The sequence below is a fragment of the Methylomonas sp. LW13 genome, assembly GCF_016865255.1.
Classification (GTDB): domain Bacteria; phylum Pseudomonadota; class Gammaproteobacteria; order Methylococcales; family Methylomonadaceae; genus Methylomonas.
The window spans coordinates 3,255,032-3,265,686 of sequence record NZ_CP033381.1 but is presented as its reverse complement, the minus strand read 5'-3'; the positions used below and the strand labels follow the sequence as shown (position 1 = coordinate 3,265,686).

Below are 10,655 nucleotides of genomic sequence, written 5' to 3'. Positions count from 1 at the left end.
ACTCTGGTGTTTCGTATATTTGAATCGCAATATTAGGGTTTTTAAAATAAATTGTATTCAGGGCAGTTTGAAGATTGGCAACCAAGTTGCTTGCCCAATTATTATTCAATTGCTGTAATAAGGAAGTATTAACTGGGATTTGAAGTGCGGCTTGAAGCTGTATAGTATAAGGAGAATACTGGCTTGCCGCAGTTCCTTGCTGTGAAAGAAAGTTAATTTGAGCCTGAGTAAAGCCAATTGCACTCAGAAAGTTTGTAACAAGGGAGTTACCACTGCCAACATCATATTGATATAAGCCAAATGAAGCACTGCTTTGCCCGCCTGCATTGGAAAATTTCGTGAGGTTTGCACTAACTCCTGAGTTTTCTGTTTGAAAAACAACCGCGTTATAGCTTGGTATTAACGTATTATTTCTATAGTTATCAGAGAATGTAACTGGCGTTATCATATCTTAGCTTCCTGTTATTAGTTGTAGCGGTTCATAATTGAGTCAAAACTATTAAGGCCAAAATGAAAATGCCGAACTACCTGCCCATAGAGGTTTCATCATTATTAGGTCCGCTTTTCCGTACTTACTATCAATTTTGAATAATAAACCATAGCCACCAGCACTACCACTTTCCGGACTGACAACTTCGGCGTATACTAAATTCTTATCAAGATAACGCCCAATTTCGGAAAACTTCACAATGCTGACAAGTTCTATAGCTTTATCTTTCTCCTGATTGTTTAGTTCAGTAGCAAGGCTTGTTTGGTTCATGATGCCTAAATATTCAACCCCGTTATCTAGCTGTAAAGGTTTTAGATCATTTAGAGGTTCTGATTTTTCTAATTTACCTTCCCGTCCTTTTTCGATACGCGTTCCACCAATGCGCTCATGAAAATTGAAATACATTAACGACAACTCAAGTTCGGCTGTAACGCCAGGAATATTGCGTGTAAACTGTAGCATTGGATCGTGTCTTGGCACCTTTTCGCGGGTCATGTCCAGAGCAGACAATAATGTATCCATAACTACTAGTCTGACATGTTTATCTTTAGAGTTAGAAACTTCCATTGATGCAATTTTAGCTAAAGATTGTCGGTAAATATCTGTGCGCAAAGAGTCTGCCTGAGCAGGCTTTACAAACAAAAAACATGCTAGAAATAAAAAAACAGTATTACGTTTTTTAAAGGTCGTAAGGCGCAATAACCAACGGGTATTGCACCGTATTTTCAAACTCATATAAATCTCCATAAATTCAATTTGGCGCGCTCAACATACCCGCTGGTTATTGCGCTCAGCGCGGGCTATTTGCACTCTTTTTCGTCGTCAATAAAATGCGGCATTTCACACACCGGTTGTAGCATTTGCCTGATTTTTTAAGGCGCGCTGATGTTTCAAGCGGCTAACTTGACTGGAAGGATGGCCCGGGTTATCGATTGGCGCAGCAAACCGGATGCCAGGGCGGTAATCGCCAGCGTCTTTGAGATTGTTAGCATTCTCGCCATCCCCATACAAGGTCTCGGCTTGCTCGTTCTCGGGCAGCACATCTTGGCCGCCGCTTTCCAGGCGGCGGGAGACGCGAACATTGAAAGTATCGAAAACCTGCTGTAACTCCGGTATGACGGTTTGACTGCGCAGAGCGTCTCCCAGGATGTTCCAAGCCTTAAAATCCGTCCCCTGGAATTGCTGTTGTGTGGAGCGGGTGAATTCGATCAAGTCGGTGACACCTTCCACCGAATTGGTTTGGATGTTTTGGCTTAGCGTGGCTTCCAGTGTGCTGAAGTCCAGGCGGATGCCGTTACTGTCCAGTTTCAGCGTCACTTGATCCAGCAGTTGTTTGAAGCGGGTTTGCAGCATATTTTGATAAACCGATTCTCTAAGCGATTTGAAAGTCTGACTCAGGATAACCAGCTGTTCTTGCGCGAACTTGACCAGTAAGTGCTGGCCGGGCAGATTGAAAAAATAGCGACAGTTAAAGGCTTCCAACACATCAGGCTTGCAGTTCCAGGTAATGATTAGCTCACCGAATGCTTTCTCCGGGTGTATTTTGACGCGTTGCGCTTGTGCAGTCTGAGGTCTGCTGAGGTATATCGAATGTCTGCTGAAAAATGTCTGTCTAAAGCCGATCCCTCGCGTAATCACTTTTATCGAATCCATTCGCTTTAGTTTGTTCATTAAATTGGTTATTGGAATTTAACTAGTTCTTGACTCTTATTTTCTGGAGGAAAATATTGCGCCAAGTTATTTCGTGCTTAACGGCGAAATTAAATAGAATGAGCCATCATACGATTACCAGCATCCAACATCTAAATGAATTTCGGACGAAAACAAAGGCATACCTCAATCAAACATAGTCCGATTGGAGGTGTTTAGATTCAATGACCCACCAAGCATGTTGAAATATAATTATTTTATAATTAAGTTGAGTGTAAAATAATTCGACATCTACTTTTACTGAATTCTATGTAAGCAATTGCGTACATTTTATTAAAAATAGTATTTAATCAATTGTTTATGCTTTTATAAATATTCGTGTTTTTCAAGCTATACCCATTCGCAACGACAAATTACCTGTCAGTTATTTTGACAGTAGCGATAACGCTATCCTGAGTATAAATGCATCGATGAGATTCTTAGTAACCGCCTATTTCCTGATACCATCCACTGCCTCTTGTTTTTCGTCGGCGACCACCGCTATTTTTTCACCGATGCGGACAACTGCGTCGAGATGTAAGTTTTTCGGCAATTGATGTGCGATAAACAACATGGTAACCCGGCCTTTAAGCTGGTTAATGGTCTTGGCAAAATGTTCTGCGGTGTGGGGGTCAAGGTTGCTGGTGGCCTCGTCGAAGATCAGAATCTTCGGGCGTTTGAGCAAGGCTCGGGCTATCGCGAGACGTTGCCTCTGACCGCCGGATAGGCCGATGCCGCGCTCGCCAATCTCGGTTTGGTAGCCTTTTGGCAAGGCTTCGATTACGCCATGGATTTCCGCCATCCGACAGGCCTGGACGATCTGTTCAAAATTCGCTTGTGGATTGGCTATCAGTAAATTGTCGTAAATGGTCCCTGAAAACAGAATGGTCTCTTGCGGCACTACGCCGAAGTTTCGGCGCAGTTCATTGGCTGCCAGATGACGAATATCTGCGCCATCAAGTTTGATGCGACCCTCGCCAGGCAGATAAAAACCTTGCAGCAGCTTTGCCAGAGTACTCTTACCGCTGCCGGATGGCCCCATGATAGCCACTGCCTTACCCGCCGGAATTGTTAAGTCAAAGTCGCGATACAGCCATGGCAGTTGCTCGTCATAGCGAAAACTCAACGATTGGATTTCGATGTTGCCGTCACCGTTCCCGGTACGAGAGGGTGTCAGGGTGTGCGGCTCTGCTGGCATATCCATTAAGTCACCCAAGCGTTTAACGGCAATGTGCGCTTGTTGAAATTCCTGATACAACCCGACTAAGCGCAGAACGGGTTGACTAAGGCGTCCCGCAAACATCTGGAAGGCGACTAGCATGCCAATTGTAAAGCCGTCGTTATTCATTACCAGCAAAGCGCCGACAATCAGGATAGCCAGGCTCTGAGTTTGCTCTAGGGTATTAGCAATCACGTTATAGGTATTAGCCAGTCGTTTGGTTTGAAAGCCGGCACCGAGATAGTCAGCTAAGTAATCACCGTAACGATGTTCCAGTAACGATTCCATTTGCAGGGATTTGACGGTTTCCATGCCAGAGACGTATTCAGTCAGAAAGGCTTGATTACGAGCGCCGATCAGAAATTGATGATTCAATCGGCTACGAAATTGAGGGGTAACGATCAAGCTAAGACCGGTAATGACTAGCAGGAACCCTAGGGAGATTAAGGTAAGTTGCCAGCTGTAATAAAACATCACCGCCAAAAATATTACCAAAAACGGTAAGTCGAGTATCAATGTAATCAATGCACCTGACAGGAATTCTCGAATCGTTTCGACGCCATGCAAGCGAGCCACTAACGTTCCAGTGGAGCGGTGCTGAAAATAGGCCAATGGCAAGCGTAGCAAATGACCAAATACCTGGCTCCCCAATACTGCGTCAATTCGATTACCGGTATGAATCACTAAATATTGGCGCAACCAAGTCATGATAGCGTTGAACACCGTAAATACACCAAGGCCTATGCCCACGACAGTTAAAGTGCTTAACGTTTGGTGAACCACGACTTTGTCGATAATCACTTGAGTAAATAATGGTGTGGCTAAGCCAATCAATTGAATAGCGAGCGACGCCAAAAGTACGTCACGCCAAACGCGTTTGTAGCGCAGCAATTCCGGAATGAACCAACGAAAGCCAAATTTTCCTGATTTCGCCGCTTCATTTTCATGCCCATCTTCTGATTTAACTTGGCTTGCTGGAAGGGTAATGCATAACACTACTGGATCGAACTGTTCCGTGAAATCGGCTACCGATAAAGTCTCGGCAACTTCGCTGCCGGCTTTAAAAAACAATACGCGTTCATCATCGGCTTTGATGATGAGTACGGGCACACTTTCTCCTAAATCAGCTGATTGGCTGGTATAAGCCTCTTCTGTCGATACCGAATCTGCACTATATATTTCAGTGCTTTCTTCCGGATTAGCGGGCTTCAGTTTATAACACGCAATGCCTGGTAAATTTAGCTCCGTAAATTTGCAAGAACGCCCCAACGTTTTCTCATCAAGCTGAAAGCCAATTGTGATTAGCGCTTGCTGTAAGGTCGTAGTGGTATAGGGTGGAATGAGTTGCTGAAGTAGCAAATCAGGATCAAATGGCATTCTAAACAATTGGGCTAAGCTGCCCACGAGCCATAACAAATCCGTTTGTGTCAGCGTGCCGATTCGCATTGTGCTTTCCGATTGGTGTGGTAATTAAATAGAGAAGTATATCTATAACAAAGCTAGCAGTATCGCTACGAGATGACTTTGACGGTCTATTATAGGCAATTGGTATGCCATTGAGCTTGGCTTGGCGTAACTCGTTGAGAGGATATCAAGGGAGAATCGAGCTACAAGCGGAAAGGTAAAAATACCACTCAAAACTGATATTGCATATTATTGTCAATGTCATACGCTGAAAATCTTGGAAACGGCGCAAGCGAAGTGAAGATTTTTAGTCCCCGATATACTAGAAATTTATGCCTTAAATTTTCGGGTCGTTCTTTATTTTTTAACGGCACCTTAATCTTCCGATATGCGTTTAATTTCTAGCACAGAAACTAAAACGCCAAGATCCGCATTGGCTTGTTGGGTGAGGTCGCCAATGGCTGCTTTCTAGCCTTCTAGTTAGCAGAATCTGGATTTGGCTGACTGACCGCTTTGGAGAAACACGACCGGCAAGAATGGGTCGTTAGCGACTGAAATCCTCTGGTTTAATTACAACTTTTAAATGTCTGGTATGGAGACGACCCTATCGATGAGAGTCCTTGAGATCACCAGACCATACAGACTGGTTTGCTGAAATGCAATTCCAAAGCTCGATTTACTTCAACGTTGGTACCATGTGAGCGGAACCATGGTTTTTTGCTTCTTCTAGGTCGCATAACTGGCAAATGGGCAGAAATTTGCTTTGGTAGATAATCAAATAGTTATGCCGACAACGGGGGCAATATTTCAAGGCAACCTCACCCTTGCGCATACCTTGCGCCAATATCCAGGCCTCATTGAAATTGGCCGGTCGGATTTTGCCATAGGGTCTTTCTACGGCGATATGCGCTTTGAAGGTTTTCTGGAAATAGTCCCAGGCAAATAGGATGGCCGGCACATCAAATTGCGACTGGGTGTTGCCTTGGCTGGCAGCCTGGTAAATCGACAGGAACACAGTCAGATATAGGAACGATTCGCGGGATGACGGAATGGTTGAAACGATCGGTCGTTGCCCGGACGGTGGTCGATGCAGATGAATGGCATAGTGGATATTCTTGAGTTCGTGTTGGCTAATGGTTTTGATCTGCTCCTTGACGAACGACGTTCTCAGATTGCGTTTCAGCAATTGATAGGCAAGATAATGATCTTTGAGCCGGTCTTCGTAGGTATACCAAGTGCTCATGCAGTATTACCTGAGCCACTGATTAACATGAGCAAGTCACGCGCCTGGTATTCACACGCCAGTTTGTTATCCACTGGTGGTTCGTTCAGCAAATATCGACTCCAATAACTGGCATTGAAACGCGGGGTAAACGCCACGCATTCTCGCCGGGCGATTTCTCGGATCTTCTGGGCGGGTAATTTTTTCAGAATGCCTACGGCTTCTGGCGTCAAACCCAAGCTAAACAGGGCTTTTTGTTCCTGGCCGGCCAATACCATTTCCCGTGCCAACATCAAATAATCCAATTGCAGTTGATAGAGACTTTCATCCATATCAAATCACCTGCCTGACTTGATCGGCTATGGCCATGACGCTTTGTCCGTAGGCGACAGCGGCTTCCACATTGTTCCAACTATAGTAACGGCCAATGCCTAAGGCCAAATCGTGTGGAGCCGATCGAATCGCTGTGGCCAACAGTTCGGCGCCGATTTGCACATTGGTCATCGGCTCCAGCAATTGCGCCGGTGTGCTCACTCGGTGACCATGCCAACGCCAATTGATTTGCATCAACCCCACATCGATCAGTCGATTGCCTTCGTCGAGCGATTGTTTGAGCAAGGCCTGGGCCTCTCGCCGCGATGCAGGCATCAAGGCTTTTCCTGATTTATTCAGCGCCCAGGGCCAAGGTTTAACCGATGCGGGATCGGCATCGTTTGCGGATTCTTTTAATGCCACTGCATACAGAATGTAAGGGTCCAGTCGGTGTTGTTTGGCAATCCGCCACCAAAGGGTGGTTTGTAGTTTCTGCGCGGGGCCAACCGCATGTGCCTGCTTGCTGCCGCCATTGGCTAAACAAGCGGTACTGGCGCATAGGAGGCTCAGCAAAATCGGCAGCGAACAGAGACGTTGCCGGTTAGCGGCGCATAGCCATCGGCAACCGGATTTCAGATCGACATTGTGCATGGTAGCGTTGACTCGTAAGGTTGAGCCGAGTCTACTGAAAAATTCAATCTCGCAAGCGTGCAAAAAAGGCCCGCTTTTGGCCTAATTACCCCATCCAAAACCGTCCAAGAAAACAATTCATCGAAAATACAATCGGTTACGAATTGTCAATCGCTTTTTGCGGCTCGATCAGTGGGCGCAGCCCCGCCAAGCCACGTCCCGCAAGGCTTTGCGCGGAAAGTGACCCAAAAACAGCCACTTTGCGCGCGTGACGCTTACAACGCTAACCTCGTAGCATGGCCCCATGTCGTTATCAACCAGGGAGCATTGCATGGCTACGTTAGAAGAAGATCTGGCCCATCTGAATTTTCAGTATTTGCTGCTATTCAGAGAATGTGCGCGCAGCAACGTCATGGAAGCCGCGTGGCGGTTTGGTGTTGATCCGGAGGTGGTCAGCCGAGTGGCAGAGCTATCGTTGGAGGTCATCAAAGAACAGGCAGCGATCAACCGCGCCGTCATCAGTTTGTTGCCGCTAGGCCATCATCCTGTTTCAGTAGCCGCATATGCGGCCTTGCTCGTCCATGATTCATCGGATCAGGGTGGCCAACATGAATAACGGTGGCTTCGTCGACTTGTCGCAGTTTGGTGCAGAATTAATGCTGGCTAAAAAGCTGTTCAAGCTGGGCGCTCGGACGCCGATAGTCTGCGCTCTCTGTGGTATCAAACGGAAAACGGCGACCCGCATGTACTGGCTGGCGCAACAACAAGCGCCCATCAAAGGCATGCTACCCTGGGATCCGCAATGGATTGAACGAGCGACCATCAACAATCTACATGCATCGATTTTCTTGGGGCTGATTCAGGATTATGTGTCTGAGCATGGCAATGGCATCGCGTATGGACAGCAATTTTGTGCGGCCTACGAATTGTACGGCCGCATCGTTGCCCATAACCCAAAGCCCAGCCATCGAGAGTCAGAATTCGAACACCATAGGGTGCTGGATATCAACCGGGCATGGCAACTGACGCAACAATTGCGCGCTTCCACCTTGCGGTTTGTGATGTGTTCAAGTTGCCATGCCCGGCACCTGAGCCTTCACCTGGGTATTCAAGGGCCTATCCATTGTCCAGTGTGCCAAACCCAAGCAGGCATCATCAGCCGGCAATCTCGTGTTTCGCGGACTTTTTCACAACATGCGTGGAAAAATTCGGCGATATGTCTCGGCCGCTACTAACGACCAAGGAGAGTCTTTATGTACTTATTCGTTCAATCTATCAATGCTCGAACAAGACTGGATGCGGCGGAAGGAAAAAATTTAGCCCGTCTGGCGCGAGAGTGCTTTTTCAATCATCAACCCTTAACCCTCGACTTTGTGAATGTTAGGCAAGTGTCACAGGCATTTTGCCAGGCGCTATTGTGCCCCTTGACCAACGAATTCGGCGCCGACTTTTTGAATCAATGGTTGCAGCTAAAAAACCTGTCCGCCGAAGTCAGTGGCGTCATGCAGTCTGCCCTCAGCGAGTTGGATGACTATTTCGATGGCTTGGATCGCTTACAGGCTCAGGCCACTGATCAGGAAATCGTGTCATTGAGCAGTCTATGGCTGATCAAAGCCCGCGAGCTTTGCCGCGATAAGCCGTTATGCGCTAGATACATATTGGGGATTACTGATCAGGATTTGCGACAGGCCATCGGACGTTTGTCGCTGGAAGATATTGAGTATATTGCCCAGTCTGGCTGGTTATGGTTTGCGCCCAGAGTGTCGAATCATTTGTTTGCGCAGCTCAATGCCAAACAGCCTAGCGGTATTGATGTTTTGCTGACATTAAGTGGTGGCGAGTAATGGAGGCCAAAAGGATGATCAAAAGACTAAAACAGTATGAATTGGCTGTTCAATTGATTCAGCGCCAAGCCAGAATTGCGGTCATTATCAGGGAAACCGCTGTTCCTAAAGACTTGATAAAAGCGACTTACAAAGAGTTGCTTGGCCGTCCTGGCAGTCCCGGTCCGATCAAGGAGTCGATTCGTGGACTGACACACAACGTGAAGCGTTATAAAGAAGCCACGCTCTTCGCCAAGCTATTTCGATCGATTGAAACCGAAAATATGCAAGGTGGCATCGATAACGTCATTCAGGCATTCGACTTTTTCAAAATCTCCTTGCCCAATAGCAGCCTGGATTTCACCACGGCGTGGTTGGTGGCGCGAGATCTGAGAAATAAGCGGTTGAGGTTGATTTCATGCCATCAGTGCCGTTCGCCCGTGCTGATAATCGTGGGCAGTGAAAAATCATTAGAGCGGTGTTGTGTCTGTAAGACCAGTTTGAAAACCGATCCTTAGATTCTGTATTTATAAAATTCGATGTTCAGAGTCGACCAATCACCTTTTTAAAATAAAGAATTGGTCGGCTGGCTGACTTGTAATAAGGACTATCGCCCCATTTTTCCAATGATTATGAGGTTAATAAACATGAGTAAATTGCCCGAAACTGGTTTTTTGCGTTTGAAACAAATTATTGGTGATCCAAAGGCCAATCCGCCCGTTTATGGATTGCTGCCCATGAGTAAATCATCTTGGTGGGATGGCATCAAAAAAGGCATCTTTCCTAAGCCGATCAAAATGGGCCCCAATATGACCGCTTGGCGGGTCGAGGATATTGCTCAGCTCATTGCGCGTATAGGCGCTCAATGTACCGGCAACGCTGATGCCTGATCAACGATTGCCGTTGCCGCCGTTTGGCAGAGAACTGATCGCCAGACTGCAATCCGCTTCGCTGCCTTGGCCGATTGTGATCTGCTTTGGTCGTGATGCCTGGCAGCGCGCCCGGCAGTGAAGGCAATCCCACCGTATGGGCATGATATGTCCTTCTAACTCGGCACCGATCCGGTATCGTTGGCCTGTTTGCTGGGCCTGATGTTAATCGTCGACTGGCAACCTGATCAGGCTGCCGGTCATGATGACGTGATGGCACTGGTCAAGGTGCTGCTCCGTTACGGTGCAGAGCGGGTTGCCGTCTGGCCAAGCGATGTGGATTTTAGTCAACATACTTTGGATGAGATTCACGGTATTGACGCCAATAATCGGGATTGCGCTCTATCCAGGATTGTTGAGCCCGTTGTTGGTTCTCTTGATAATCAGGGTCTGTTTTCAGTTTGTTGCGGTGCCATTGTCGTTTACGATGCTGTTGGCACGAAGGCGCTGAGCAATAGGTTTGGAGTGGAACTTGTGGACGTGGTTGAAAAGACTGGCCGCAAGCAAGCGAGGCATTGTTTAATCGCCATTGAAGACTCCCTACACAAAAATGCGTATTGAGGCCAATTAAAGGAGTTAAAAGATTGATATGAGGCCGTGTTGTGATTGATTTATTTCTGAGGTCGTAGCTGTGATTTTGTTACGGCAGGGATGCTCTTCGCTTTTCGAAGTTTGACTCAAATCATGCGTGGAGTCGACAAATGGCTGATAATGATCCTGTATAAAATAACGCCGGCTGAAATGGAATCAGTGATGGTTATTAGAATCAAAAGTAGGGTAGGGAGTAGGGTAGAAAAAATTAAGGCCTTGATAAAACGTTATTTATCAAGGCCTTAATCATAAATAATGGCGGAGAGCTAGGGATTCGAACCCCAGGAAGGGATAAACCTTCAACGGTTTTCAAGACCGCCGCTTTCGACCGCTCAGCCAGCTCTCC

13 protein-coding genes and 1 tRNA gene are annotated in these 10,655 nt (G+C 46.8%); 7 read left to right on the top strand and 7 right to left on the bottom strand.

Annotation, left to right across the window (positions count from 1 at the left end):
• Positions 1-499 precede the first annotated feature (499 nt).
• The 6 genes from JL719_RS14780 to JL719_RS14755 all read right to left on the bottom strand — a co-directional run bounded on the left by JL719_RS14780 (position 500) and on the right by JL719_RS14755 (position 6,987).
• Positions 500-1,225 (bottom strand): hypothetical protein, encoded by a 726-nt coding sequence (locus JL719_RS14780; protein ID WP_033158139.1) that lies wholly within the window; start codon positions 1,223-1,225, stop codon positions 500-502.
• Positions 1,226-1,330: 105 nt separating this feature from the next.
• A complete protein-coding gene (locus JL719_RS14775; protein WP_033158138.1) occupies positions 1,331-2,161 on the bottom strand; it encodes a hypothetical protein in 831 nt (276 codons plus the stop codon).
• A 469-nt stretch (positions 2,162-2,630) separates the two neighbouring features.
• Positions 2,631-4,508 (bottom strand): peptidase domain-containing ABC transporter, encoded by a 1,878-nt coding sequence (locus tag JL719_RS14770; protein WP_225892862.1) that lies wholly within the window; start codon positions 4,506-4,508, stop codon positions 2,631-2,633.
• A gap of 970 nt (positions 4,509-5,478) precedes the next feature.
• Positions 5,479-6,045, bottom strand: a complete 567-nt coding sequence (locus tag JL719_RS14765; RefSeq protein ID WP_033158137.1) for a FlhC family transcriptional regulator — start codon at positions 6,043-6,045, stop codon at positions 5,479-5,481.
• Positions 6,042-6,356 carry a flagellar transcriptional regulator FlhD gene (locus tag JL719_RS14760; protein ID WP_033158136.1) on the bottom strand — a complete coding sequence of 105 codons (315 nt, stop codon included), beginning with the start codon at positions 6,354-6,356 and terminating at the stop codon, positions 6,042-6,044. Before JL719_RS14760 ends, JL719_RS14765 begins: the two co-directional genes overlap by 4 nt.
• A 1-nt stretch (position 6,357) precedes the next feature.
• Positions 6,358-6,987 carry a transglycosylase SLT domain-containing protein gene (locus tag JL719_RS14755; protein WP_084153378.1) on the bottom strand — a complete coding sequence of 210 codons (630 nt, stop codon included), beginning with the start codon at positions 6,985-6,987 and terminating at the stop codon, positions 6,358-6,360.
• Positions 6,988-7,297: 310 nt separating this feature from the next.
• Here JL719_RS14755 and JL719_RS14750 point away from each other — a divergent pair, with 310 nt between their 5' ends.
• The 7 genes from JL719_RS14750 to JL719_RS14725 all read left to right on the top strand — a co-directional run bounded on the left by JL719_RS14750 (position 7,298) and on the right by JL719_RS14725 (position 10,279).
• On the top strand, positions 7,298-7,582 hold the full coding sequence (locus tag JL719_RS14750; protein WP_033158135.1) for a flagellar transcriptional regulator FlhD: 285 nt from the start codon (positions 7,298-7,300) through the stop codon (positions 7,580-7,582).
• Positions 7,575-8,201: a FlhC family transcriptional regulator gene (locus tag JL719_RS14745; protein WP_033158134.1), complete on the top strand. Its 627-nt coding sequence runs from the start codon at positions 7,575-7,577 to the stop codon at positions 8,199-8,201. The genes JL719_RS14750 and JL719_RS14745 overlap by 8 nt, the downstream gene beginning before the upstream one ends.
• 18 nt (positions 8,202-8,219) lie before the next feature.
• Positions 8,220-8,810: a flagellar transcriptional regulator FlhD gene (locus tag JL719_RS14740; RefSeq protein WP_033158133.1), complete on the top strand. Its 591-nt coding sequence runs from the start codon at positions 8,220-8,222 to the stop codon at positions 8,808-8,810.
• Complete coding sequence (locus JL719_RS14735) at positions 8,810-9,307, top strand: FlhC family transcriptional regulator (RefSeq protein ID WP_051670251.1); 498 nt, start codon at positions 8,810-8,812, stop codon at positions 9,305-9,307. The genes JL719_RS14740 and JL719_RS14735 overlap by 1 nt, the downstream gene beginning before the upstream one ends.
• A 129-nt stretch (positions 9,308-9,436) precedes the next feature.
• Positions 9,437-9,679 (top strand): helix-turn-helix transcriptional regulator, encoded by a 243-nt coding sequence (locus JL719_RS14730; RefSeq protein WP_033158132.1) that lies wholly within the window; start codon positions 9,437-9,439, stop codon positions 9,677-9,679.
• Positions 9,672-9,800, top strand: coding sequence for a hypothetical protein (locus tag JL719_RS24290; RefSeq protein WP_256438875.1), 129 nt, complete (start codon positions 9,672-9,674; stop codon positions 9,798-9,800). The genes JL719_RS14730 and JL719_RS24290 overlap by 8 nt, the downstream gene beginning before the upstream one ends.
• A gap of 80 nt (positions 9,801-9,880) precedes the next feature.
• Positions 9,881-10,279 carry a hypothetical protein gene (locus JL719_RS14725; protein WP_033158131.1) on the top strand — a complete coding sequence of 133 codons (399 nt, stop codon included), beginning with the start codon at positions 9,881-9,883 and terminating at the stop codon, positions 10,277-10,279.
• Positions 10,280-10,565: 286 nt separating this feature from the next.
• Here the strand turns inward: JL719_RS14725 and JL719_RS14720 are convergent.
• A tRNA-Ser gene (locus JL719_RS14720) sits at positions 10,566-10,655 on the bottom strand.

Coding starts and splice junctions, on each gene's coding strand:
- JL719_RS14740 (WP_033158133.1), top strand. CDS start 8,220: ATGTACTTATTCGTTCAATCTATCAATGCTCGAACAAGACTGGATGCG.
- JL719_RS14775 (WP_033158138.1), bottom strand. CDS start 2,161: ATGAACAAACTAAAGCGAATGGATTCGATAAAAGTGATTACGCGAGGG.
- JL719_RS14725 (WP_033158131.1), top strand. CDS start 9,881: ATGTTAATCGTCGACTGGCAACCTGATCAGGCTGCCGGTCATGATGAC.
- JL719_RS14730 (WP_033158132.1), top strand. CDS start 9,437: ATGAGTAAATTGCCCGAAACTGGTTTTTTGCGTTTGAAACAAATTATT.
- JL719_RS14750 (WP_033158135.1), top strand. CDS start 7,298: ATGGCTACGTTAGAAGAAGATCTGGCCCATCTGAATTTTCAGTATTTG.
- JL719_RS24290 (WP_256438875.1), top strand. CDS start 9,672: ATGCCTGATCAACGATTGCCGTTGCCGCCGTTTGGCAGAGAACTGATC.
- JL719_RS14765 (WP_033158137.1), bottom strand. CDS start 6,045: ATGAGCACTTGGTATACCTACGAAGACCGGCTCAAAGATCATTATCTT.
- JL719_RS14780 (WP_033158139.1), bottom strand. CDS start 1,225: ATGAGTTTGAAAATACGGTGCAATACCCGTTGGTTATTGCGCCTTACG.
- JL719_RS14755 (WP_084153378.1), bottom strand. CDS start 6,987: ATGCACAATGTCGATCTGAAATCCGGTTGCCGATGGCTATGCGCCGCT.
- JL719_RS14760 (WP_033158136.1), bottom strand. CDS start 6,356: ATGGATGAAAGTCTCTATCAACTGCAATTGGATTATTTGATGTTGGCA.
- JL719_RS14745 (WP_033158134.1), top strand. CDS start 7,575: ATGAATAACGGTGGCTTCGTCGACTTGTCGCAGTTTGGTGCAGAATTA.
- JL719_RS14735 (WP_051670251.1), top strand. CDS start 8,810: ATGGAGGCCAAAAGGATGATCAAAAGACTAAAACAGTATGAATTGGCT.